The following is a 25,029-nucleotide window of genomic DNA, read 5'->3' on the forward strand; positions in this document are numbered from 1 at the left end:
GTATCGCGCGATTGGCTAACATGACAGGCTCGGCACAGCGAAACCGCTGCTCGCCTGTCCGGCGTCAACCACCGTCCACATCCACATCGATCGAGGAATTCCGTCATGGCTTATGAAGCAGCTTCCGAACGCTATTCGCAGATGGAATACCGCACCTGCGGCAAAAGCGGCCTGAAGTTGCCTGCGTTGTCGCTGGGGCTCTGGCACAACTTCGGCGACACCACGCCGATTTCCACGCAGCGCGACATCCTGCGCACCGCTTTCGACCTGGGCATCACGCACTTCGACCTCGCGAACAACTATGGCCCGCCCTACGGCAGCGCGGAAACCAACTTCGGGCGGCTGTTCAAGGACGATTTCCGGCCGTATCGCGATGAACTGCTGATTTCGTCGAAGGCGGGCTGGGACATGTGGCCGGGGCCGTATGGAACGGGCGGCGGCTCGCGCAAGTACGTGCTTGCGAGCCTCGACCAGAGCCTGAAGCGCATGGGCCTCGACTACGTCGATATCTTCTACTCGCACCGCTTCGACGCCGACACGCCGCTCGAGGAAACCGCCGGCGCGCTCGCGACCGCCGTCCATTCGGGCAAGGCGCTGTATGTCGGCATTTCGTCGTATTCGCCGGGCAAGACGCGCGAAATGGCGAAGCTGCTCGCCGAACACAAAGTGCCGCTCCTGATCCACCAGCCGTCGTACAACATGCTCAACCGCTGGATCGAGCAAGAACTGCTCGATACGCTCGATGAAATCGGCGCGGGCAGCATCGCGTTCACGCCGCTCGCGCAGGGGCTTCTGACGGGCAAATACCTGAACGGCATTCCGCAGGATGCGCGCGTCAACAAGCCCGGCGGCGGTTCGCTGAAGGAAGAGCATCTGAGCGCGGCCAACATCGAGCACGTGAAGAAGCTCAACGAACTCGCCGGGCGGCGCGGCCAGAGCCTCGCGCAAATGGCGCTCGCGTGGGCCTTGCGCGGCGGGCGGGTGACGTCGGTGCTGATCGGCGCGAGCCGCCCCGAGCAAGTGGCCGAAAACGTCGGCGCGCTGAAGAATCTCGAATTTTCGAGCGAGGAACTCGCCGAAATCGACAAGCACGCGCAGGACGGCGGCGTCAATCTGTGGGAAAAGCCGTCGACGGACCAGCGCGTCTGACGGTTTCCGGCGCGCGGCTGGCGGCCTGACGCCAGAAGGGACATTGCCCGGCGCGCGCGCTTTCGATTGCTATCATGCGGGCTCGGCGTGTTTTTCAGCGGGCCGGTCTGTCTTGCGGCGACGCTCGCCGCGACCGGACCCCAAGCGCCGCCGCGACGCATTCCCCTTGCGTGCGCCCGCCGCTCACGAAGCGACGGCGCCGACTTGCCGCGCCGGCCATTCGACAATTTGCCGCGCCGCAACGTCAAAATGAGTGTCGCGTTAAAATAGCGGATTGCGCCGGGCTGCGCAGACGACCGCACTCGCTTCGCGAGAGGCGCTGTATTTGCATCGAAGTTGCGCGGGCCAGCCCACTCGTCAGACCTTTTCGCGCAGCGCATCGTTCCTGTCTGCCCCGGCCGCGTGCCGCTGACGCCACCGTTTTCGCACTATCCAAGAAGCCATGAGCAACCTTAATCCTCAAACCGTCCTGAGCGTCCATCACTGGACCGATACGCTTTTCAGCTTCACCTGCACGCGCGATTCCGCGTTCCGCTTCGAAAACGGCCAGTTCACGATGGTCGGCCTCGAAGTCGACGGCAAGCCGCTCCTGCGCGCCTACAGCCTCGCGAGCGCCAACTACGAAGAGCATCTCGAATTCCTGAGCATCAAGGTTCAGGACGGCCCGCTCACGTCGCGCCTGCAGCATCTGAAGGTTGGCGATCCGGTGCTGATCGGCAAGAAGCCGACCGGCACGCTCGTCGCCGACAACCTGCTGCCCGGCAAGACGCTGTGGCTGCTCTCCACCGGCACGGGGCTCGCGCCGTTCATGTCGATCATCAAGGACCCGGACGTCTACAACCGTTTCGACAAGATCGTGCTGACGCACACCTGCCGTTTCGTCGATGAACTCGCGTACAAGGACTTCATCACCGGGCATTTGCCGGAACACGAGCATCTGGGCGAGCTGATCCAGGAAAAGCTCGTGTACTACCCGACCGTCACGCGCGAGGAATTCGCGAACCGCGGCCGCATCACCGACCTGATCGAGACGAAGAAGCTCTTCGCCGATCTCGATGTCGCGCCGTTCTCGAAGGAAAACGACCGCGTCATGCTCTGCGGCAGCCCGCACATGCTGCGCGATACGCGCCAGTTGCTCGACGAAATGGGCTTCGAGGAAGGCAGCAACAACCATCCGGGGCATTACGTCGTGGAGAAGGCCTTCGTGGGCTGATCGGATGGACCAAGTCGCGGCGATCGCGACGACGATCGCAGAATCGAAAAACCGGAGCCTCGTGCTCCGGTTTTTTTTCGCGTGCCGCTTTTGCTTCCGATTTCCGCAGTTACAAATCTCCCCTAGCGTGACTTCTTGCGTAAGGGTTTTTCTTACGCGCGAAAGTGTCGCAAACTTGTGAAATAACATGAGGTTCTGGCTTGGAAGCCTTGTAGGGACATGGTTTTATAATATTTTTGAGATATGATCCGCGAAAGTGGAGGGGGATCGCATCGGCAACCCGCCTGCCGTCCTTCCTGTTACAGAGTGTAAATTCGGTTACGTCGCGACGTCGGATTGCCGGATCGCGGCGCGACTCGACCGCGCTCCTTACGAGAAGAATGAGATGAAGACGTCGACCGCTGCCGTACCGGATCAGAGTCTGCCGCCGCGCGCGGGGCTTGGAGTCCTGCAGCCGCCGGCGAGCGCGCCTTCCAACGAATCCGCGGGGGAACGCTCAGCGCTGTCCGCGTTGATGGACGCCAAGCTCGCCGCCGATCGCGAGATTCAGCGTCTTTCCGCCCGCGTGCATCAGTTGTCGGCGCAACTCGCCGCCGCCGATGAGCACGCGCGCCGCTCGCTCGCCCAGGATCTGCATGACGACGCCGGTTCCGCGCTGACCGCCGCGCGCTTCGCGCTCGCGCGGATCGAGACCTGGCTTCCCGGCGACGCGCCCGCGCCATGCGCCGAAGCGCTCGACATCGCCAGACAGTCGCTCGATGCGGCGTGCGAGGCGAACCACCGGGCGGTCGCCGGCCTGCATGCGCCGAGCTTCGATGGCGGCGTGGGCCGCGCGCTCGCCGACTGGACGGCGCGCTTCGCGGCGAGTACGTCACTGCGCGTGGCCTTCGCATGTTCCGCCGACGAGCGTCTCGCGCAGCTTCCTGACGCCACCGCGCTCGCCGTGTTCCGCGTGGCACAGGAAGCGTTGAACAACGTCGCACGCCACGCGCGGGCGACCGAAGTAGCCTTGAGCATCGATGCCGACGCGCGTTTCCTGACGCTCGTCGTGACCGACGACGGCATCGGCATGACGGGCGCCGCGCGTGCGAAACGCGGGCGCTTCGGCTTGTCCGGCATGCGCGCGCGCTGCGACGCGCTCGGCGGCAGCTTGCGCGTCACCACGGCAAAGGCGGGCGGAACGGCCGTGCGCGCGCGTTTCCCGTTGACGACTTCGCCCGGCGCCGTGTCGGCTCTGCGGCCGGCGTTGCGTGCGCTCAACTCGTGAGGGCCTTGTCTTGACACTCAGGATCCTGCTCGCCGACGACCACGCGATCGTCCGCCGCGGTGTCTCGCAACTGCTGTTGGAGCGCGGCATTGCATCCGAGGTGCTGGAAGCCGAGACCGGCGCGCAGGCGCTCAGCCTTGCCGGCCAGTGCCCGCTGGACGTCGTGCTGCTCGACATTTCGCTGCCGGACGTCAACGGCGTCGATGTGCTGAAGCGCCTGAAACGGCAGACGCCGCGCCTGCCGGTCCTGATGTTCTCGATGTATCGCGAGGACCAGTTCGCCGTGCGCGCGCTGAAGGCGGGCGCGGCGGGCTATCTCTCGAAGTCCGCCGATCCCGCCGTGATGATCGGCGCGATCCAGCAGGTCGCGGCCGGCCGCAAGTACGTGAGTCCGGCGATGGCCGAGGCGCTGGCGGCGTACGTGTCGCTGGATTCGGAGCAATTGCCGCACGAAAAGCTCTCGGACCGGGAGTATCAGACGCTCTGCATGCTCGCGTCTGGCAAGCGCCTGACGGATATCGCCAACGCGCTGTCGCTGTCGGTGAAGACGGTGAGCGTGTACCGGTCCCGGCTGCTCGAAAAGATGAAACTCGCCAATAACGCCGAACTGACGTTTTACGTGATGAGCAACCGGCTCATCGACATGAATCCGGCCGTGGCCGGTTGAATCCTGCACCATTCGCGTGCATTAGTGCATCTGTCCTCGCGCGCGGCGCGTTGGGAGTCGTTTTAACGCATTGGCTGCGATTGGCGAAATGTCGTAACCGCAAAAGCCGCCAAATGCGCAAACGAGACTTATCTCAATAATTGGGTATCAGCAAGTTCAGTGATCTGGCTCCGATAAAATCGCGGGTTTCCCGAAACCGGCGCGCGCCGCGCGCTTGAAAGGAGACCCGCCCATGTCGCTGTTCCGCAAGAAAAACATCGAGCACATGCTCGCCGGTGCGCATCGCACCGGGCTCAAGAAAACGCTCGGCGCCGTCGATCTCACGTTTCTCGGCATCGGCGCGATCATCGGCACGGGCATTTTCGTGCTGACCGGAACCGGCGCCGTGCAGGCTGGCCCGGCGCTGATGGTGGCGTTCATCGTCGCGGCGATCGCGTGCTGCTTCGCGGCGCTCGCCTATGCCGAGTTTTCCTCGACCATTCCCGTCACCGGTTCGATCTACACCTATTCCTACGCGACGCTCGGTGAACTGGCCGCATGGATCATCGGCTGGGACCTGATGCTCGAATACGGGCTCGCGACGTCGGCGGTATCGGTTGGCTGGTCGGGATATCTCCAGTCGCTGCTGTCGGGCTTCGGCATTTCGCTGCCGATCGCATTGACCGCCGCGCCGGGCGCGCTGCCCGGCCACGCGACGTTCTTCAACCTGCCCGCGTTCCTCGTGATGATGGCGATCACGGCGTTGCTCTCGATCGGCGTGAAGGAATCGACGCGCGTGAACAATGTAATGGTCGCGATCAAGGTGATCGTCGTGCTGCTCGTGATCGGGGTCGGCGTGTTCCACGTCACGCCGGCGAACTGGCATCCGTTCATGCCGAACGGCTGGTCCGGCGTGTTCGGTGCGGCCGCCGTGATGTTCGTCGCGTTCATCGGCTTCGATTCGGTGTCGTCGGCGGCGGAGGAGGTGAAGAACCCGAAGCGCGATCTGCCGATCGGCATCATCTCGTCGCTCGCGGTGTGCGCCGTGCTGTATGTCGCGGTGGCGGCGGTCGTCACCGGCATCGTGCCTTCCGCGCAATTCGCTAACATCTCGCATCCGGTTTCGTACGCGCTGCAGGTGGCGGGGCAGAACTGGGTCGCGGGTTTCATCGATCTTGGTGCCGTGCTCGGCATGCTGACCGTGATCCTCGTGATGAGCTACGGCCAGACGCGCGTGATCTACGCGATGTCGCGCGACGGCCTCTTGCCCGCGCGGTTCTCGAAGCTGCATCCGCGCTTCGCGACGCCGTTCTTCACGACGTGGCTCGTCGGCATCTTCTTCGGGCTGATCGGCGCGCTGGTGCCGCTGAACGTGCTGGCCGAACTGATCAACATCGGCACGCTGGCGGCGTTCTGCATGGTGTCGATCGCGGTGCTGATCCTGCGCCGCACGCATCCCGGACTGCCCCGCGCATTCCGCTGCCCGGGCGTGCCGGTCGTGCCGGTGCTGGCGGTGGCTTCGTGTCTCTTTCTGATGATCAATCTTCAGGCGATGACATGGATCGCGTTCGTCGTATGGCTCGTGATCGGGCTGGTCATCTACTTCGGTTATGCGCGCGGGAACTCCAATCTGGGTCGCGGCATTCGCAACTGACGCCGGGGGTTTCTTGATACGCAAAGCGCCGCCTTCAAGGGCGGCGTTTTGCTTTCGACGGCACGCGTGTCCAACGAAATCAATACAGCGAAGCATCCGCGCATTGCTGCGAAGCAGCGTAACGGCCCGCATTTCCAGGCCGATAGCGACTGTTGCGGATTTGTGTTTTACTCGTCGCGATAACAACGAATACGCGAATTACCAGCCGGACGCTCACAGCGGCAGCAAGGCAGGTGCAGGACGCAGATCGTGAGTGTGCGCTATGGGTTGGCCGGCTGGTCCATCCCCAAGGAGACACTGTAATGACGCTCAGCATCAGTCTGACGGTCAACGGCAAACCCGTGACCGCCGACGTCGAACCTCACATCCTGCTCGTCCAGTTCCTGCGCGATGAACTGAGGCTTACCGGCACGCACGTCGGCTGCGACACCGCGCAGTGCGGCGCGTGCACGGTCCATCTCGATGGCCGCGCGATCAAGTCGTGCAACATCCTGGCCGCGCAGGCGGACGGCGCCGCAGTCACGACGATCGAAGGCATGACGAAGGACGGCGCGCTCCATCCGATGCAGGCGGCGTTCAAGGACTGCCACGGGCTGCAATGCGGCTTCTGCACGCCGGGGATGGTGATGAGCGCGAGCGCGCTCGCCGAGCAAAGCCCCGAGCTCACCGAAGAAGAAGTCCGTGAACAACTCGACGGCAATCTGTGCCGCTGTACTGGCTATCACAACATCGTGAAAGCGGTCCTGCAGGGCGCGCAGGCAATGAAGGCGGGCGGCTGACATACGCCGCCGCCGTGTCATTCCCTGAATTCATTTCTATGAATCGCGCCTAAAAGAGGAGACCGCGATGAATGCCCCTGAACAGCAGCACATGATCGGCGCCGCCGTGAAACGCAAGGAAGACTATCGCTTCCTGACGGGCGCGGGCCAGTACACCGACGACGTCGTTCTTCCGCAGCAAAGCCATGGCGTGTTCCTGCGCTCGCCGCACGCGCACGCGAAAATTCGCAGCATCGATATCGCCGCGGCGAAGCAGTCGCCCGGCGTCATCGCCATCTTCACGGGCGCCGATCTCGCGGCCGAGAACATCGGCGGATTGCCTTGCGGCTGGTTGATCCACAGCACCGACGGCAAGCCGATGAACGAGCCGCCGCATCCCGTCATCGCGCATGAGAAGGTGCGGCATGTCGGCGATCAGGTGGCGCTCGTGGTCGCCGAGTCGATCAAGGAAGCGAAGGACGCGCTCGAACTGATCGACGTCGACTACGATGTGCTGCCGGCCGTGGTCGATACGGCGAGCGCATCGGACCCCGGCAAGCCGCTCGTGCACGATGGCGTCGCCGACAACATCTGCTACAACTGGGGCCACGGCGACAAGGCCAAGACCGAGGCCGCGTTCGCGCAAGCCGCGCACGTCACGACGCTCGACATCGTGAACCAGCGCCTCATCCCGAACGCGATCGAGCCGCGCGCGGTGAACGCGAGCTATTCGAAGCACGACGAGAGCTACACGGTCTACGTGGCGAACCAGAATCCGCACGTCGAGCGCTTGTTGATGGCGGCGTTCGTGCTGTCCTTGCCGGAGTCGAAGCTGCGGATCATCGCGCCGGATGTCGGCGGCGGCTTCGGCTCGAAGATTTTCCTGTATGCGGAAGACGTGGCGCTCACCTGGGCATCGAAGAAGGTCGGGCGTCCCATCAAGTGGGCGGCGGAGCGCTCGGAAGCGTTCCTGACCGACGCCCACGGCCGCGATCATGTGACGAAAGCCGAACTCGCGCTGGACCGCGACGGCAAGTTCCTCGCGATGCGCGTCCACACGACCGCGAACATGGGCGCGTACTTGTCGACGTTCGCGTCGTCGGTGCCGACCATCCTCTACGCGACGCTTCTCGCCGGCCAGTACGCGACGCCCGCGATCTACGCCGAAGTGAAGGCGGTGTTCACGAACACGGTGCCCGTCGATGCCTATCGCGGCGCGGGTCGTCCTGAAGCGACCTTCGTCGTCGAGCGGCTGGTCGAAACGGCGGCGCGCGAGATGAACATCGATCCGGTGGAGATCCGCCGGCGCAATTTCATCCGCGAGTTTCCGTACGCGACGCCGGTCGGCCTGACCTACGACACCGGCGACTACGAAGCGTGTCTCTCCCGCGCGCTGGAAATCGCCGACGTGAAAGGCTTCCCCGCCCGTCGCGATGAAGCGAAGAAGCAGGGCAAGCTGCGCGGGCTCGGCTATTCCTGCTACATCGAAGCGTGCGGACTCGCGCCGTCGAACATCGCGGGTGCGCTCGGCGCGCGTGCGGGCCTCTTCGAAGCGGGCGAGGTGCGCGTGCATCCGACCGGCTCCGTCACCGTGTTCACCGGCTCGCACAGCCACGGCCAGGGGCACGAGACGACCTTCGCGCAAGTGGTCGCGGACCGGCTCGGCGTATCGATCGACAATGTCGAGATCATTCACGGCGACACCGGCCGCATTCCGTTCGGCATGGGCACGTATGGATCGCGCTCGATCGCGGTCGGCGGCTCGGCGCTGATGAAGGCGCTCGACAAGATCGAGGCCAAGGCCAAGAAGATCGCCGCGCACTTGCTGGAGGCGTCGGCGGAGGACATCGAGTTCAAGGACGGCATCTTCCGCGTCGCCGGCACGGACCGCACGAAGACCTTCGTCGACGTGTCGCTCGCCGCGTATGTGCCGCACAACTTCCCGCTGGAGACGCTCGAACCCGGCCTCAACGAAAACGCGTTCTACGATCCGACCAACTTCACGTATCCGTCGGGCGCGTATATCTGCGAAGTCGAAGTCGATCAGGACACGGGCGAGACGCGCATCCAGAAATTCACCGCCGTCGACGATTTCGGCAACGTGATCAATCCGATGATCGTCGAAGGCCAGGTGCATGGCGGACTTGGGCAAGGCATCGGACAGGCGATGCTCGAGCGCTGCGTCTACGACAACGACAGCGGCCAGTTGCTGTCCGGCTCGTTCATGGATTACGCGATGCCGCACGCAATCGACCTGCCGAATTTCACCGTCGAGACGGCGAAGGGCACGCCGTGCACGCACAATCCGCTCGGCGTGAAGGGTTGCGGCGAGGCCGGCGCGATCGGTTCGCCGCCGGCCGTCATCAACGCGATCATCGATGCGCTCGCGCCGCTCGGCGTGAAGGACTTGCAGATGCCCGCGACGCCGCATCGCGTGTGGTCGGCGATGCATGCCGCTGCTGCTTCTTCCAACGCCAAAGCCTGAGGAGTTCGACATGTACACATTCGACTACCAACGGCCGGGTCAGGCCGACGCAGCGGTCGCGGCGCTCACCGCGAATGGCGACGCGAAGTTTCTCGCGGGCGGACAAAGCCTGTTGCCGACGATGCGCCTGCGGCTCGCGCAGCCAGCGGCGCTCATCGACGTGACGCGCATCGCATCGATGAAGGAAATCAGGGTGAGCGGCGACACGGTGACGATCGGCGGCGCGGTGTGTCATGCGCTGGTCGCCGCCAACGCCGACGTGAAGAAGGCGCTGCCGGGTCTCGCCGATCTCGCCGGGCGCATCGGCGACCGGCAGGTTCGCGAGCGCGGCACGATCGGCGGGTCGCTCGCCAACGACGATCCCGCCGCGTGCTATCCGTCCGCAGTGCTCGCGCTGAACGCGACGGTGATCACCGACCGCCGCCGCATCGCCGCCGACGACTTCTTCGTCGGCATGTACGAGACCGCGCTCGAACCCGACGAACTGATCACCGCCGTCGAATTTCCGCTCGCCGAGCGCGCCGGCTACGAGAAGTTTCGCAATCCGGCGTCGCACTTCGCGCTGGTCGGCGTGTTCGTCGCGAAACGCGGAAGCGGCGCGGACGGCGTGCGCGTCGCGGTGACGGGCGCGGCTTCGTCTGTGTTTCGCGCGAAGGAACTGGAGGCGGCGTTGTCGAAGGACTTTTCGGTCGCGTCGGCGCGCAGCGTCACGGTCTCGCCCGACAACCTCAACGAGGACATGCACGCGAGCGCAATCTATCGCGCGCACCTGATCCCCGTGCTGGCCGGGCGCGCGATCGAGCGGGCCAACGCGTTCTAGCTGGCCCGCTCGCGGCGGGCGCTGCACGCCCGCTGCGTTCGTCATTGTCAGGAGCTTCATGGAGCCCGCGTCGATCGATGAAACGCTCGCCCGCCTGGGCGAGCAGCAGTATTTCGCCAGCCGCGAACTCGCGACTGCGCTCTTTCTCGCCCTCAAGATGCAGCGGCCGCTGTTTCTCGAAGGCGAACCGGGCGTCGGCAAGACCGAGCTGGCGAAGGCGGCGGCGGGCCTCATCGGCACGTCGATGCTGCGGCTGCAATGCTACGAAGGACTCGACACCGCGAGCGCGCTGTACGAGTGGGACTACCCGCGCCAGATCATGGCGTTGCGGCTGGCGGAGGCGTCGGGCGAACAGCCGTCGAACGATTCGCTGTACCGGAGCGAGTTTCTGCTGAAGCGCCCGCTGTTGCAGGCGCTGATGCCCGATCCGTTGAACCCGGGCGCGCGGCGCGTGCTGTTGATCGATGAAATCGATCGCGCCGACGAGCCGTTCGAAGCGTTCCTGCTTGAATTGCTGTCGGATTTCCAGGTGTCGATACCGGAGTACGGCACGGTGCGCGCGGAGCGGCCGCCGCTCGTCGTGATGACGTCGAACCGCACGCGGGAGGTTCACGACGCGTTGAAGCGCCGCTGCCTGTATCAATGGATCGGCTATCCCGAACGTGAAGTGGAACTCGCGATCGTCGCCGCGCGCGCGCCCGAAGCCGGCGCCGAGTTGCAGACGCGCGCCGTCGCGTTCGTGCACCGGTTGCGCACACTCGATTTGTTCAAGGCGCCGGGCGTCGCGGAGACGATCGACTGGTGCCGCGCGCTTGCCGCGCTCTCCGTGAGCGAACTCGACCCGCAGTCGGTGCAGGATACGCTCGGCGTGCTGCTGAAGTACCAGGACGACCTCGCGCGCGTCGACGGCGCTGCGATCACGCAGTGCCTCGCCGCACCGGCGTGAGCGGACAAGGTCATGGAACCGTTCGCCCGCAACGTCGTGCATTTCATCCGCCTGCTGCGCGGCGCGGGGATGGGGATGTCGCCGGCGCAGGCCGTCGATGCGCTCGACGCGCTGCGCTGGATCGACATCAGCCGCCGCGACGACGTGCATGCGACGCTCGCGTCGCTCGTCGTTCGCGCGCCCGATGAACGGGACATCTTCGATGCCGCGTTCGATCTCTTCTGGCGCGATCCTGACTGGGAAGGCAAGCTGCGCGCGATGCTCTTGCCGAAGGTGACGAGCGGCGTGCCGCCGCCGAAGCGCAACAACCGCCTCGCCGATGCATTGGCGGCGCGCGCCGCGGCTTCGACCAAGCCACCGCAAACGCACGACCGCGACCCCGAGCAATTGCACGCGCGCATGACGTTCAGCGCACAGGAGCGTCTGAGTCATCGCGACTTCGACACGCTCAGCGCCGACGAATGGCGCACGCTGCGCCATCAGATCCGCTCGCACCGGATGCCGCTCGCCACCGAGCCGACGCGGCGCCTGAAGGCGGCGTCGCACGGCACGCACGCCGACCTGCGGGCGAGCGCACGCAACGCCGTGCGTTCCGGAGGCGACTGGACCGTGTGGAAATATCGCGCGATCGTCGAGCGCCGTCCGCCGCTCGTGCTGCTGCTCGACATCTCCGGCTCGATGAGCACGTATTCGCGCGCCGTGCTCTACTTCTGCCATGCGCTGCTGCAATCGCGTGAACGCCTGCAGGTCTTCCTGTTCGGCACGCGGCTCACGAATGCGACGCGCGCGTTGCGCGAGCGTGATCCCGATGTCGCGATTGCGGGGCTGAGCGGCCAGGTCGTCGACTGGTCGGGCGGAACGCGGATCGGCGCCGCGCTCGCCGAATTCAACCGGCGCTGGGCGCGGCGCGTGCTGGCCGGCCGCGCGACCGTGCTGCTCGTGACCGACGGCCTCGATCACGAAGCGATCGACGTGCTCGATGCCGAGATGGCACGGCTTGCGCGCTTTGCGCATCGGCTCGTGTGGCTCAATCCGCTGTTGCGATACCCGGAATTCACGCCGCGCGCGCGAGGCGTGCGCGCGATCCTGCCGCACGTCGATGCGATGCTCGCGGCGCATAACCTCGACAGCCTCGCCGCTGTCGGGCGGGAACTGGCGTCGATGGGCGGACGCACGGCGCCCCGCAAAACAGGAGACACGCGATGGAACTGACCGATACTCAAACCTTGCCCGTGCCGCAGCAGCGCGCCTGGGAAGCACTGAACGACACTGCGATATTGCGCGTCTGCATTCCCGGCTGCGAGAGCATCGATGCCGATGGCGAGAACGCCTACGCGGTGGCGATGACGGCATCGGTCGGGCCGGTGAAGGCGCGTTTCAAGGGGCGCATGAACCTTACCGAGATCGACGCGCCCCATACGTACACGATCGTGTTCGAGGGCCAGGGCGGCGCGGCGGGTTTCAGCAAGGGCAGCGCGAAGGTGAATCTCGAACCCGGCGACGATGCCGAGTCGACGGTGCTCTCGTATAGTGCGAACGCGCAGGTCGGAGGGAAGTTGGCGCAGATCGGCTCGCGGCTCGTCGATGGCGCGGCGCGCAAGATCGCCGCGGAATTTTTCAAGCGCTTCAGCGCGCAGTTGCAGGGCGCGCCTGAGGCGGACGGTAACGAGGCATCGGCGGAAGGGGAACCTCTCGCCGATGCCGACGCGGATTCGGAAAGCAAGGAAAAGAAATCATGGACAGCGTGGATCTCGAAGTCCTGAGGAACAGCGCTCGATGGCTCGACGACGGGCATCGCGTGTTGCTCGTCACGGTGGTGAAGACGTGGGGATCGTCGCCGAGACCGGAAGGCGCGATGCTCGCCGTACGCGACGACGGCCATGTGGTCGGCTCGGTGTCGGGCGGGTGCATCGAAGACGATCTGATCGAGCGCGTGCGGCAACGCGGTATCGAGCAGGCGCGGCCCGAAGCCGTGAAGTACGGGATCACGGCGGAGGAGGCGCATCGGTTCGGGCTGCCTTGCGGCGGGACGATCCAGCTCGTGCTGGAGCCGTTGTCGCTGCAAAGCGGGATCGCCGGGCTTTGCGATGCGGTGGAGGCGGGGCGGCTCGTCGCGCGGTCGCTGGACATGGCGAGCGGCGAGGTGCGCATGGAGCCCGCCGAGGCGACCGATGGCGTTCTTTTCGACGATGTGACGCTGCTGACGATCCACGGGCCGCGGTATCGGATGCTCGTGATCGGGGCGGGGCAGTTGTCGCGGTATCTGTGCAATATCGCCGTCGGGCTGGATTATCAGGTGACGGTTTGCGATCCGCGCGAGGAATACACCGAGGAGTGGGACGTGCCCGGGACGACGGTCGTGCGGACCATGCCCGATGACACGGTCATGGAGATGAAGCTCGATGAACGGTGCGCGGTGATCGCGTTGACGCATGATCCGAAGCTGGATGACCTGGCGTTGATGGAGGCTTTGAAGACGCCTGCGTTTTATGTGGGGGCGTTGGGGTCGAGGCGGAATAACGCGGCAAGGCGGGAGCGGTTGAAGGAGTTCGATTTGTCGGAGGCTGAGTTGGCCCGGTTGCATGGGCCAGTGGGGATTTATATCGGGAGTCGGACGCCGCCGGAGATTGCTGTTTCCATTCTCGCCGAGGTGACGGCGGCGAAGAATGGGGTCTCGTTGCCGGAGTTGCTGAGGGTTGAAGGGGCTAAGGCGGCGAAAGAGGTTGAGGGTGGGGGTGGGGTGGTTTGTGGGGTTTGAGGGGGTTTGAGAGAAACCATGGGGTGCCCAGCGATCACGCCGACACGCCATATATAATAATCATTCTCATTTGGACGGCGATTGCGGAGGAGCCGCTGCGGCCGTCTGTACCCTAAAGAAGAACCCAAGGACCACCGAATGCGAGGCAATTTCCTGACCGACGGAGAATCCAGCCGGCCGGCGGCCTCATCGCCCGAGATCGAAGCCTCGCAACGCACGCTCGACGCCCATCCCAAACGCGGGATGAGCCAGCGTTCACTACGCGTCTGGTCGATCGCGCATCGGTGGACGAGCCTGATCTGCACCGCATTCATGCTGCTGCTTTGCCTGACCGGCCTCCCGCTCGTCTTCGGACACGAACTCGACATCCTTCTCGGCGATGCCATCGAAGCCCCGCAACTGTCCGCATCGCAGGCAAACGCGCGCGCGACGTACGACGACATCCTCGGTTCCGCGCTCAAACAAAATCCCGGCCACGTCCCGCAATACATGATCTGGGAGCCGGACGAGCCGCTCTTGCCGGTCATCGTCACCGCGCCGCGTGCCGACACGCCGCCCGACGACACGCAAAGCACCATCATCGACGCGCGCACCGCGCAGGCGCTCGGCGTTCCGCCCGGCAAGGGATCGCTGAAGTTCGTGCTGCTGAAGCTACACGTCGACATGTTCGCGGGCCTCGCGGGCAAGCTGTTTCTTGGCGCGATGGGCGTCATGTTCCTGGCGGCGGTCGTGTCGGGCGTCGTCGTGTATCTGCCGTTCTGGCGGAAGGTCGGGCTCGGGCGCGTGCGGCTGAAGAAGAAGCGTCGCATCGTGTGGCTCGACTGGCACAACGCGATCGGCATGCTGACGCTCGTCTGGGCGATCGTCGTCGGCGCGACCGGGTCGATCAACACGCTCGCCGACCTGCTGCTCGACGCGTGGCGCAGCGACCAGCTCGCGCAGATGCTCGCGCCGTACCAGGGCAAGCCGCCGGTGAAGGCGAGCGCATCGGTGGACGACGCGGTGAAGATCGCCCGCGACGTCGCGCCGGACATGATTCCGTCGTTCGTCGCGTTTCCCGGCACGCGCTTCAGCAGTCCGCATCACTACACGGTGTTCATGCGCGGCGACGGCTTTCTCACGACGCGCATGCTGCGCCCGGTGCTCGTCGATGCATCGACGGGTGCGCTTACGGATTCGCGTGAGTTGCCGTGGTACCTCAAGCTGCTGCTCGGCTCGCAGCCGCTGCATTTCGGCGATTTCGGCGGGATGCCGCTGAAGCTGTTCTGGGCGGCGTTCGATTTGCTGACGATCGTGGTGCTGGGAAGCGGGCTTTATCTGTGGCTCACGCGTCACAACAAACGCAAGCGCTAAAGCAGAAGGCCGTTTCGACGCAAGTCGAAACGGCCTTCTGCTTTGTGCAACTCACGACGATCAAACCCGCGGCAGGACGATCACATCATCCCGCAAACCACCGCCGCCACAATCGACGCCCCCACGAGCACCACGCCCACGGTCCTCCGCCTGTTCAACTCGGTCCAGAGCAGCACCCCCGTCAGCGACAGCAAAATAATGCTCCCGGCGAGCGTATCGATCAGCAGCACCCACCCGACGCTCAACCCCACGCCCTTGTGCAGATTGGTCATCGTCGCGAGGAAGCTGTTTTCCGACCGCTTCACCGACACATACCCGTTCCCCACCCAGTATTCCGCCGATACCCCGCCGCTCGGCGAAGCCAGCGCGACGGTCCAGAGTTCGGGCTGCATCGTCTTCTGATCGCCCCAGGCGACCGCGCGCGCCGGATCGCGCTTCGTGCGTCCGAGATTGCCGTCGATTTTCAGTTCATGCTTGAGCCACGCGCCAAGTTCCTTGGGCGACTTGAGACCCTGAGCAGGCACCGCAAGCTGCATCTGCGAAACCTGCGGTTCGCCGGTCGAGATCTTGAGCGGCCCGCCACGATGGTTGAGCAGGAACCCGGTCGTGCCGAACAAAAGCCCGAGCACGGCGCCCCACAAGCCGACCCAGCCATGCACCTTGCGCAGCCACTTGATGAACGTCGCCCGCCGCGAGCGGCCTTTGCGGACGGTCTGTTCGGCGTCGTCGATCAGACGATGCCTTGCGTGCTGCCTGTACTGCATCGACGATTCAATCGATGGCGCTTCTGGCTTGAGGGTTTCGGGCGCGTTCACGCGTCTCTCCGTTGTTCGGCAGTAAAAAAAGACCAAGCCGATCACCCGCGTTGACGCACGATCCACTTTGGCCACAAATGAGAATCGTTATCATTACATGGCCGCCAGGTTTACTCAACCCGTTGAAATAAAGCGTAAGAAATCAGACAGGCCAGAGCGGCCCTTCCTGCATGGCGCCGACTTGCTCGCGCAATTCGAGGATGCGGTCTTCCCAGTAACGCTGGCTGTTGAACCACGGAAACGCGGCGGGAAAAGCCGGATCGTCCCAGCGGCGCGCGAGCCATGCCGCGTAGTGGATCAGGCGCAGCGTGCGCAACGCCTCGACCAGATGCAGTTCGCGCGGATCGAAATCGCAAAAGTCTTCGTAACCGGCGAGCAGGTCGGTCAATGCGCGCGACGCCTCCGCGCGCTCGCCCGGCAGCAGCAGCCAGAGATCCTGGATTGCCGGGCCCATGCGGCTGTCGTCGAAATCGACGAAATGCGGGCCGGCATCGGTCCACAGCACGTTGCTCGGATGGCAGTCGCCGTGCAGGCGGATCTGCCCGATTTCGCCCGCGCGCTCGAAACACCGCTCGACGCCTTCCAGCGCCATCCGCACGACGCTCACATACGCGTCGCGCACATCGGCAGGCACGAAGCCGTGCGTGAGCAGGAACTCGCGTGGCTCGTAGCCGAAGCTCTGGATATCGAGCGTCGGCCGCTCGCGATACGGCTCGATCCCGCCGACCGCGTGAATTCGCCCGATGAAGCGCCCGAGCCATTCGAGCGTGTCGCGGCGGTCGATGTCCGGCGCGCGGCCGCCGCGGCGCTCGAAGATCGAGAACCGAAAGCCTTCGAAGTGATGCAGCGACGTGCCGTCGAGCACGCGCGCCGACACGACGGGAATCTCGCGCCGCGCGAGTTCCGCGACGAATGCGTGCTCTTCGAGAATCGCCGCATCCGTCCATCGATGCGGCCGATAAAACTTCGCGACGACGGGTGGCCCGTCCTCCATGCCGACCTGGTAGACGCGGTTTTCGTAGCTGTTGAGCGGCAGCATTCGGCCGTCGGTGCGCTCGCCGATCGGCAGGAGGACGCTGTCGAGCGCATCGAGGACGCGCTCCGGCGTGAGACCGGCGAAAGGGGGCGCCGGATGCGCGTCGCCGGACGACGGCGCGCCGGGTGCTTCGGAATGGTCGTGGTTCATTCCGGCATTGTGCCGCGCATTGGGCGCGGCAGGCACGCATCGATGTGCGTGCGAGCGGGCGAAGGCGGCGGCGGACGCTTAATGAACGACCGAGTTCGCCGGCCGCACGACATCGCCGGTATCGATCAGGTCCTCGAGGAAGAACGGTTCGGTGTTGAGCAACTGCGACACGCCCGGCTCGCCCGCATACCACGCGACCATCGCCATGTCGCCAAGAATTCGCATCACGATGCCGCGCGCGCCATGAGGCACGGCGATATGAACGGAGCGGACAATCGAGCCGATTTGCATGATGATTTCCCCGTCAGAGTGCCGGCTGAAGACGCGCTCGCGCCGGTCGAATTATCTTTACCAAGCACAGGCTTTCCAAGGCTTGTGCACCAGACTGCTGGCCGCGTCTGCGTCGCGTGAAGCGTCGTTGCGAAAGAGCGCGAGCGGCTTTGTTCCAAACGTTGCGCTACTACTTTAGCGCATCGAGGCTCGCCGGGGCCAAGTGTCGCGTTCTCAGAATCCATCGAAACGCGTTTCGGTTACGTGCGCGCGACAACGCGCGGCACCATGAAAGGGCATCGAAAGCGGCGCGATCGCTTTGCGGCGGAGTGCTGGCAATCGGCGTAAGGTGATGGACTTCGACTTCCGGAGGCATTGTCGTGACTGCTTCGCCGGCGCCGCACCGGCCCTCGTCTTCCATCGCACGCCATCTTCCTTCACCCGATTCCACGCCTTATCTCGAACGCGGCTCGCGCGCGTACTGGCACGCATCGCTCGCGCTTCTCTTCGCCGGCTACGCGACCTTCTCACTGCTCTATTGCGTGCAGCCACTTTTGCCCGAATTCTCCGCGGCCTTCGGCGTCAGTCCCGCGCAAAGTGCGCTGGCGGTGTCCGTGTCGACGGCCTCGCTCGCGATCGCGGTCTTCGTCGCCGGCTTCGTCTCCGAGGGCTGGAGCCGGCATCGGCTGATGACGTTGTCGCTGACGGCGTCGTCGGTGCTGACGATCATCGCCGCGTTTCTGCCGGGCTGGCACGGGCTGCTGTTCGTGCGCGCGCTCGAAGGGCTCGCGCTCGGCGGCGTGCCGGCCGTCGCGATGGCGTATCTCGCCGAAGAAGTGGAACCCGAAGGACTCGGCCTCGCGATGGGACTCTACGTCGGCGGCACGGCGATCGGCGGGATGGCCGGGCGCGTGATCAGCGGCGTGCTCGCGGATTTCTTTTCGTGGCGCGTGGCGATCGGCGGCATCGGCGCGCTCGGGTTGCTTTCGACGCTCGCGTTCCGTGCGCTCCTGCCGCCCTCGCGACGCTTCGTGCCCCGGCGCGGCATGGGCTTTCACCATCATCGGCGGGCGCTCGCGACGCATCTCGCCAATCGCGACCTGCCGTTCCTGTTCGTGATCGGCTTCGTGCTGATGGGGAGCTTCGTCACGCTGTACAACTATGTCGGCTACCGTCTGCTCGGCGCGCCGTTCAGGTTGAGCCAGACGCAGATCGGCGCGATCTTCACGGTGTATCTGACGGGCGTCGTGGCATCGCCGTGGTCCGGGAAAATGGCCGACGTCTTCGGGCGCGGCCGCGTGCTGATCGCGAGTCTGCTGCTGATGATCGGCGGCGTACTGCTGACGCTGTCGATGTCGCTGCCGGTCATCATCGGCGGGATCGCTTGCGTGACGTTCGGGTTCTTCGCGGGTCACGCGGTGGCGAGCAGTTGGGTGGGACGGCTCGCCGCGCAGGCGAAGGGGCAGGCGGCGGCGCTCTATCTGCTCGCGTATTACATTGGATCGAGCGTGATCGGTTCTTATGGCGGCCACTTCTGGACGGCCTTCGGATGGGGCGGCGTCGCGGGACTCATCGGCGCGTTGCTGCTGTTCGGGCTGGCGGGCGCGATTTACTTGCATCGGCGCGAGGGTGAGCGCGGCCTGTCGGCGTAACGGCGTTCAAGACGCTTTCGAAAGGGAAACGAAAACGTTGGAATATCAGGGTTTTTGCGCGTCTGCTTAATTGAGCGGGCCTGAAATCCCCGCCGGGCAAGGCGCGCCATGCTCGCGCGGCCGCACTTCGACGCCGATATCCGGCGACACGCCGGAAAGCGCGGCCTATACTCGAATCGCCAGTGCAGCGCCGGGCGAACCGCCTGACGCAAAGCAAGACGATGGGAGACGAGCAATGACGACGTACTTCACAATCGGTGACTTCATCCTGATCATCCCGATGGCGCTCGCCGGCGCGCTGTTTCTGGGCGCGATTCCGTGCGCCTCGCATCTCAAGAACAATGTGCTCAGGGCATTCGGCGCGCTGCTTGGCGCGCTGGTGGCGTTCCTGCTGGTTGAAGGATTGCCGGCGCTGATATAACGCACTGTATCGGCTGGGCCCGACGCCCGCTCTGCCGCGGTGTTGGTGTCGCGCGGCTGCTTGCACCCGATGACGCGCGGCGCTTGTGCATGTGCGCCGATGCGTTCGGGGCAAGTACGCGCGCGTTGGTTCGCTTTGCTTTCCACCTTAGCTCTGTTCGCGCCCGACCGCGTAGGCTTGGCGTGAGTATGTCGGCCAGCCCCGAAGTCGCTTCAGCCGAGTCCCGCGTTTCTAATCCCGCGTTCTGCGTCCTAGCTCCGAACAGCGCCGCACGCCACCACAGTTCGCATCCCGAGTTCCTTGCTTCGGGTCTCCCGCACGCCACACTCCTGCATCCCGCGCCAAGTTCCGCGCTCCGTGTCCCGGGCATGCGCCGTGCGCATCCATCCGGCTCGCGCTTGCGTATGCACATCGATGACTTAACGAGGAATCCATGCCGCCACTCGCTGCTGCCGCCATCGCGTTCGTCGCGCTCGCCGTGGTATTCACGGCTATCTGGGCGTGGCAGCTTCGATCGCGCAACGCCGGCATGATCGATCCGGTGTGGGCGTTTTCGCTCGGAGGCGTCGCGGTGCTGTATGCGTCATTGGCCAACGGCGATCCGCACACGCGGCTGATCGTGGGAATCGGTGCATTGGTGTGGGGCACGCGGCTCGGTGCGCACCTATGGAAGCGCAACGCGGGGCATGCGGAGGACGCGCGCTATCGAAAATTGCGCGACAAGTGGGGCGCAGCCGCCAATCGAAACATGTTGCTGTTCTTCCTGCTGCAGGCCGTGATTTCGATGCTGCTCTCGCTCGCGTTCCTCGTCCCCGCGTACCGGCCGGGACCGCCCGCCGCCGGCTGGGTCGCGCTTGCGACGCTGATCTGGGCGGCATCGATCGCGGGTGAAGCGCTCGCCGATCGCCAGTTGCGCGACTTCAAGGCCGATCCGGCCAACGCGGGGAAAGTGTGTCGCGCCGGTTTGTGGCGCTACTCGCGGCATCCGAACTACTTCTTCGAATGCGTGCACTGGGTCGCGTATGTCCCGCTCGCCGTCGGGCCGGGCGGCGCGGGCGCGTTTGCGTGGGCGATGCTGTTGCCGCCGGTGCTGATGGCGTGGCTTCTGATGCGCGTCTCGGGCGTGCCGATGGTCGAGGCCGAATCGGCGAGAAAGCGCACCGGATATGCCGACTACATGCGCACGACGAGTGCGCTGATTCCGTGGCCGCCACGCAATTCAACGTGAATTAAAGATCACGAGCGACGCGGCTTTTGGACAACCGGCGCTATTGGCTGGTTGATCGATGGTGCGAGCGCGGACGCACACCCGACACGACCCAATCCATCACGAATCAACGACCATGAATGACGCGACTCTGGCCCGGCCGAAGCCTTCGGACGGCTGGCTGATCGACTGGTGCGAACGTGGGCGCATCCCTGACGCGCTCGTCCGCCTTGCCATGCGCCAACTCATGCGACGCCGTCTCGCCGACGAATCCGCTGGCGACGGCGAAGCGCGCTCGCTCCGCTTCAACCGGCTCGTCGACGAACTGCGCGCCAGTCCGATCGCGATCGAAACGCAGGCCGCCAACGCGCAGCACTATGAGTTGCCGCCAGCGTTTTTCCGCGCGCATCTCGGGCCGCACCTGAAATACTCGTGCTGTCTCTACCGCGACGGCAGCGAGACCCTCGCCGAAGCGGAACGCGCGATGTTCGAGGAATACGCGGCGCGCGCGCAACTCGCCGACGGCCAGCGCATCCTCGATCTCGGCTGCGGCTGGGGATCGCTTTCGCTGTGGCTGGCGGCGCGCTATCCGAATGCACGTGTCGTCGGGTTGTCGAATTCGCGTGGGCAGCGGGCGTTCATCGAGGCGCGAGCGGCGGAACGCGGGCTGTCGAACCTGAGCGTGGTGACGGGCAACGTCGTCGAGTTCGATTTCGATTTCAATCTGGACGGAATGCCGCCCGACGATGGTTTCGACCGCGTGCTGTCGGTCGAGATGTTCGAGCACATGAAGAACTACCGGCTGCTGATGAAGAAAATCGCCGGCTGGATGCGCAGCGACGCGAAGCTCTTCGTGCATGTCTTCGCGCATCGTACGCTCGCGTACCACTTCGACGTGAAGGACGGCAGCGACTGGATGTCGAAGTACTTCTTCACCGGCGGGACGATGCCATCGGAATCCCTGCTGCTGCATTTCCAGGACGATCTGGCAATCGAGCGCCAGTGGTGGCTGAACGGCACGCACTACGAGCGCACCGCGAACGACTGGCTCGCGGGCCTCGACGCGGCGCGTGACCGGCTGATGCCGCTTCTCGCCGACACCTACGGCGCCGCCGACGCACCGCGCTGGTTTCAGCGCTGGCGCATGTTCTACATGGCGGTCGCGGAGTTGTTCGGTTACGCGCAGGGCCGCGAGTGGGGCGTCGCGCACTACTTGTTTGCGCGACGCCAGGGCCCGATTACAGCAGATGCTCGCCAAGGAAGGTGAGCGTGCGGCCGTGCGCGAGCGCGGAAGCGTGCGCGTTGTACGACGCGCGATCGCCGCAATTGAAGCCGTGATCGGCGTTCGGATAGAGATGGACTTCAGCGTCGTTGCGGCCTGTGAACCGCTCGCGCACTTCGCCGACAGCGGACACCGGAATATGCGCGTCCAACTCGCCGTAGTGGAACTGCATCGGCACTTTGATTGCGTCGGCCTTGTCGAGTTGCGTCTGGATGCCGCCGCCGTAATACGCGACGCCCAGGTCGATCGTGCCTTGCGCTGCCGCCAGGTAGGCGAGGCGTCCGCCGAAGCAGTAGCCGATCGCCGCGACCTTGCCGGTCACTTCCGGCAGCGCGCGCAACGCCTTCGCGGCCGCGCCGATGTCGGCGACGGCTTTCTCGGCATCGGTCTTCTGCAGCAATTCCATCGCTTTCTGGCGGTCCGCGCCTTCGTAGCCGAGCTCGACGCGCGGCTGCGTGCGCCAGAAGACGTCCGGCGCCAGCGCGATATAGCCATCGGCCGCGTATTGATCGGCGACGCTGCGGATGTGCGAATTCACACCGAATATCTCCTGCAGGATGATGACGGCCGGGCCCTTGCCCGTCTTGGGCAGCGCGAGATAACCCTGGAAGCTGCCGCCGTCGGCGGGGATGTCGATCCATCGGGAAGTCACGGTCGTGGTCACGTCGATGCTCCTTGTAGTGCGTGAAAGAAGGGAGGAAAACGCCAGGAGAGGGAGTTTGCCACCATTCGATCGCCAATGCTGGCGCGGCTTCCAGCGGCTTCGGATAGCGTTCGGACGTAGCGGAAACGTAAGGAAAAGCGACCGGGCACGCCGCTTGACGGCGTTTCTGATTTAGAGCATTGCTTCTACAAATAAGCTTTTAAAAACAAACGAATAAAAAACCCATCGACGATTAACGGCGCGCAATGGCAAAACTTGAACCGGTTCACGCGCGGCGCTCGGCAACTGCTCCGAAACCCGCATGTACAGGGGCTTTGCGCGAATCTCCAGCACATTCCGAAGCGCTTCTCAACAAGACTTTGATCAGTAGTCACACCACTACCTTAAAAATCTCCCTTAAATTATTTTGACAACCCTACACTTGCGCGCAGTGCGGATGGCGGCTGTCAAAAACGGCCGTCCTGAAGGACTTGCCAAGTGCATGACGATGCATCCGGCGTGGTCGTCCACGGGACTGAGCGATCGTGATGAAAGACGGGGCACAGGGCGATTACGTTGTTTTTGGGACCGAAACTGGAGACTTACATGAACACCAAGCTTCAAAAATTGTTGCCGATCAGCGCTGCAGCCATGATGTTCGCGGCGTTGGCAACAACCGCAGCAGCCGACGAAACCGTCAAGATTGGTCACGTTGCACCGTTGACCGGCGGCATTGCTCACCTGGGCAAGGATAACGAAAACGGCGCGCGCCTCGCAGTCGAGGAAATCAACGCGAAGGGCCTGACGATCGGCGGCCAGAAGATCACGCTGCAACTGGACCCGCAAGACGACGCGGCCGACCCGCGTACCGCTACGCAAGTCGCACAGAAGCTCGTCGACGACAAGGTCGTCGCCGTCATCGGTCACTTGAACTCGGGCACGTCGATCCCGGCATCGAAGATCTACAGCGACGCGGGCATCGTCCAGATCTCGCCGTCGGCAACCAACCCGACCTACACGCAGCAAGGCTTCAAGACGACGTACCGCGTCGTCGCGACCGATGCGCAGCAAGGTCCGGCACTTGCCAACTACGCCGCGAAGCAACTGAAGATCAAGAGCGTCGCGATCGTCGACGACTCGACGGCTTACGGCCAGGGTCTCGCCAACGAATTCGAGAAGACCGCCAAGTCGCTCGGCCTGAAGGTGATCTCGCATGACGCGACGAACGACAAGGCCGTCGACTTCCGCGCGATTCTGACGAAGATCAAGGGCGAAAACCCGGATGCCGTGATGTTCGGCGGCATGGACGCAACCGGCGGCCCGTTCGCCAAGCAGGCAAAGCAACTCGGCCTGCGCGCCAAGGTGCTGGCCGGCGATGGCGTGTGTACCGAAAAGCTGGCCGACCTGGCCGGCGACGCGACCGACAACGTCGTGTGCTCGGAAGCCGGCATGGCGCTCGAGAAGATGGAAGGCGGCGCGGCGTTCTCGGCGAAGTATCAGAAGCGTTTCGGCCAGCCGATCCAGATCTACGCTCCGTTCACGTATGACGCGGTGTATATCGTCGTCGACGCGATGAAGCGCGCGAACTCAACCGATCCGGCGAAGATCCTGGCTGCAATGCCGAACACCGACTACAAGGGTGTGATCGGCCAGACGACCTTCGATTCGAAGGGCGACCTGAAGCACGGCGTGATCTCGCTGTATGACTACAAGCAGGGCAAGAAGACGTTGCTCGACGTGGTGAAGATGTAAATTCCGCAGACGGGGCGATTTCTTCGGGAATCGCCCTTAGTGGATCTGAAAGGCACGCTGCGGCGTGCCTTTTTGTTTGCGCTTCGTGCGGTCCTTATATCCTCAGCCGCCTCAAAATCCTCGGCGCGACGAGCGCGATCAGCGCGCAACACGCCGCGACCACGGAGAGACCGATCGGCAGCGTGCTCACCTGCGCCACGCCGCCGATCAACACCGGCCCGAGCAGCAGCCCGAAATAGGCGAGACCCGCCACCTGCGCGAGCCCTTCGGCTGCGGTCACGCCCTTGACGTGCGTCGCCGCGGCGAACAGCACCGGCATCATGTTCGCGAGGCCGAGTCCCATCAGCGTGAGGCCGGTCATCGTGACGAACGCGTTCGGCAGCACCAGCGCCATGACCATCCCGACGAAGGCCAGCGCCGCGCTGCCGAACACGAGTTGCGGCGCGCCGAAGCGGGCCCGCACGAAGTCGCCGGCGAAACGGCCCGCAGCCATGCCGCCGGTGAACGCCGCGTAGGCCGCGCTCGACAGCGCGGGCGTGGCGAGCACGACGTCGCGCATGTAGACGGTCGCCCAGTCGTACATGGCGCCCTCGGCGATCAGCGCGATCAACGCGACGCCGCCCAGCGCCCACAGCGCGGTCGAGCGCCACCGGTTCGACGAAGATGCCTTCGCATGCGCCTCGTGATGCGGCACGTGCGGTAGCACGGCGGGCATCGAGACCAGCAGCACGGCTGCGCTCGCCGCCGACGCC

Annotated in this window: 23 protein-coding genes; 18 read left to right on the forward strand and 5 right to left on the reverse strand. The window is 64.6% G+C overall.

The window, feature by feature from the left end; translation table 11 throughout:
* Window positions 1-105 precede the first annotated feature (105 nt).
* The 13 genes from mgrA (at window position 106) to AWB68_RS25425 (ending at window position 15,049) form a co-directional block, all read left to right on the forward strand.
* On the forward strand, window positions 106-1,149 hold the full coding sequence (gene mgrA / locus AWB68_RS25365) for an L-glyceraldehyde 3-phosphate reductase (protein WP_087647093.1): 1,044 nt from the start codon (window positions 106-108) through the stop codon (window positions 1,147-1,149).
* A 442-nt stretch (window positions 1,150-1,591) separates the two neighbouring features.
* Window positions 1,592-2,362 carry a ferredoxin--NADP reductase gene (locus AWB68_RS25370; RefSeq protein ID WP_087647094.1) on the forward strand — a complete coding sequence of 257 codons (771 nt, stop codon included), beginning with the start codon at window positions 1,592-1,594 and terminating at the stop codon, window positions 2,360-2,362.
* Window positions 2,363-2,747: 385 nt separating this feature from the next.
* Entirely contained in the window at window positions 2,748-3,629 is an 882-nt protein-coding gene (locus AWB68_RS25375; protein WP_087647095.1) for a sensor histidine kinase, read from the forward strand.
* Window positions 3,630-3,639: 10 nt separating this feature from the next.
* Window positions 3,640-4,296 carry a response regulator transcription factor RqpR gene (gene rqpR, locus AWB68_RS25380; protein WP_087647096.1) on the forward strand — a complete coding sequence of 219 codons (657 nt, stop codon included), beginning with the start codon at window positions 3,640-3,642 and terminating at the stop codon, window positions 4,294-4,296.
* A gap of 232 nt (window positions 4,297-4,528) precedes the next feature.
* On the forward strand, window positions 4,529-5,929 hold the full coding sequence (bcaP, locus tag AWB68_RS25385) for a branched-chain amino acid transporter BcaP (protein ID WP_087647097.1): 1,401 nt from the start codon (window positions 4,529-4,531) through the stop codon (window positions 5,927-5,929).
* Window positions 5,930-6,231: 302 nt separating this feature from the next.
* The gene (locus tag AWB68_RS25390) at window positions 6,232-6,708 is read left to right on the forward strand and encodes a (2Fe-2S)-binding protein (RefSeq protein WP_087647098.1); all 477 of its coding nucleotides are present in this window, start codon (window positions 6,232-6,234) and stop codon (window positions 6,706-6,708) included.
* 67 nt (window positions 6,709-6,775) lie between these two features.
* Entirely contained in the window at window positions 6,776-9,172 is a 2,397-nt protein-coding gene (locus tag AWB68_RS25395; RefSeq protein ID WP_087647099.1) for a xanthine dehydrogenase family protein molybdopterin-binding subunit, read from the forward strand.
* A gap of 10 nt (window positions 9,173-9,182) precedes the next feature.
* Entirely contained in the window at window positions 9,183-9,992 is an 810-nt protein-coding gene (locus tag AWB68_RS25400) for an FAD binding domain-containing protein (RefSeq protein ID WP_087647100.1), read from the forward strand.
* Between the two features lie 58 nt (window positions 9,993-10,050).
* Window positions 10,051-10,938: an AAA family ATPase gene (locus tag AWB68_RS25405; protein WP_087647101.1), complete on the forward strand. Its 888-nt coding sequence runs from the start codon at window positions 10,051-10,053 to the stop codon at window positions 10,936-10,938.
* Window positions 10,939-10,950: 12 nt separating this feature from the next.
* The gene (locus AWB68_RS25410) at window positions 10,951-12,150 is read left to right on the forward strand and encodes a vWA domain-containing protein (protein ID WP_087647102.1); all 1,200 of its coding nucleotides are present in this window, start codon (window positions 10,951-10,953) and stop codon (window positions 12,148-12,150) included.
* Window positions 12,141-12,701, forward strand: coding sequence for an SRPBCC family protein (locus AWB68_RS25415; protein WP_087647103.1), 561 nt, complete (start codon window positions 12,141-12,143; stop codon window positions 12,699-12,701). Before AWB68_RS25410 ends, AWB68_RS25415 begins: the two co-directional genes overlap by 10 nt.
* Window positions 12,674-13,696: an XdhC family protein gene (locus AWB68_RS25420; RefSeq protein ID WP_087647104.1), complete on the forward strand. Its 1,023-nt coding sequence runs from the start codon at window positions 12,674-12,676 to the stop codon at window positions 13,694-13,696. Before AWB68_RS25415 ends, AWB68_RS25420 begins: the two co-directional genes overlap by 28 nt.
* Before the next feature lie 138 nt (window positions 13,697-13,834).
* Window positions 13,835-15,049: a PepSY-associated TM helix domain-containing protein gene (locus AWB68_RS25425; protein WP_200828791.1), complete on the forward strand. Its 1,215-nt coding sequence runs from the start codon at window positions 13,835-13,837 to the stop codon at window positions 15,047-15,049.
* A gap of 80 nt (window positions 15,050-15,129) precedes the next feature.
* Here the strand turns inward: AWB68_RS25425 and AWB68_RS25430 are convergent, their stop codons facing one another.
* From AWB68_RS25430 to AWB68_RS25440, 3 genes are all read right to left on the reverse strand, one after another.
* Window positions 15,130-15,864, reverse strand: a complete 735-nt coding sequence (locus tag AWB68_RS25430; protein WP_087647105.1) for a PepSY-associated TM helix domain-containing protein — start codon at window positions 15,862-15,864, stop codon at window positions 15,130-15,132.
* A gap of 142 nt (window positions 15,865-16,006) precedes the next feature.
* On the reverse strand, window positions 16,007-17,050 hold the full coding sequence (locus tag AWB68_RS25435; protein WP_087647106.1) for an SrkA family protein kinase: 1,044 nt from the start codon (window positions 17,048-17,050) through the stop codon (window positions 16,007-16,009).
* 78 nt (window positions 17,051-17,128) lie between these two features.
* Window positions 17,129-17,341: a hypothetical protein gene (locus AWB68_RS25440; RefSeq protein ID WP_087647107.1), complete on the reverse strand. Its 213-nt coding sequence runs from the start codon at window positions 17,339-17,341 to the stop codon at window positions 17,129-17,131.
* 359 nt (window positions 17,342-17,700) lie between these two features.
* Here AWB68_RS25440 and AWB68_RS25445 point away from each other — a divergent pair, with 359 nt between their 5' ends.
* From AWB68_RS25445 to AWB68_RS25460, 4 genes are all read left to right on the forward strand, one after another.
* The gene (locus AWB68_RS25445) at window positions 17,701-18,972 is read left to right on the forward strand and encodes an MFS transporter (protein ID WP_087647108.1); all 1,272 of its coding nucleotides are present in this window, start codon (window positions 17,701-17,703) and stop codon (window positions 18,970-18,972) included.
* A 235-nt stretch (window positions 18,973-19,207) separates the two neighbouring features.
* Window positions 19,208-19,393, forward strand: coding sequence for a hypothetical protein (locus AWB68_RS25450; RefSeq protein ID WP_087647109.1), 186 nt, complete (start codon window positions 19,208-19,210; stop codon window positions 19,391-19,393).
* A 433-nt stretch (window positions 19,394-19,826) separates the two neighbouring features.
* Window positions 19,827-20,621, forward strand: a complete 795-nt coding sequence (locus tag AWB68_RS25455) for a DUF1295 domain-containing protein (protein WP_087647110.1) — start codon at window positions 19,827-19,829, stop codon at window positions 20,619-20,621.
* Window positions 20,622-20,736: 115 nt separating this feature from the next.
* Entirely contained in the window at window positions 20,737-21,867 is a 1,131-nt protein-coding gene (locus AWB68_RS25460) for an SAM-dependent methyltransferase (protein WP_087647111.1), read from the forward strand.
* Here AWB68_RS25460 and AWB68_RS25465 read toward each other — a convergent pair.
* Window positions 21,839-22,546: a dienelactone hydrolase family protein gene (locus tag AWB68_RS25465; RefSeq protein ID WP_087647112.1), complete on the reverse strand. Its 708-nt coding sequence runs from the start codon at window positions 22,544-22,546 to the stop codon at window positions 21,839-21,841. The two genes, AWB68_RS25460 and AWB68_RS25465, sit on opposite strands and share 29 nt — an antisense overlap.
* Window positions 22,547-23,131: 585 nt before the next feature.
* Here AWB68_RS25465 and AWB68_RS25470 point away from each other — a divergent pair.
* Window positions 23,132-24,277, forward strand: a complete 1,146-nt coding sequence (locus tag AWB68_RS25470) for a branched-chain amino acid ABC transporter substrate-binding protein (protein WP_087647113.1) — start codon at window positions 23,132-23,134, stop codon at window positions 24,275-24,277.
* 94 nt (window positions 24,278-24,371) lie between these two features.
* Here the strand turns inward: AWB68_RS25470 and AWB68_RS25475 are convergent.
* Window positions 24,372-25,029: MFS transporter (locus AWB68_RS25475; protein WP_143281972.1), on the reverse strand; the 658-nt coding region annotated here is incomplete at its 5' end.

The organism is Caballeronia choica, assembly GCF_001544535.1.
Lineage (GTDB): Bacteria > Pseudomonadota > Gammaproteobacteria > Burkholderiales > Burkholderiaceae > Caballeronia > Caballeronia choica.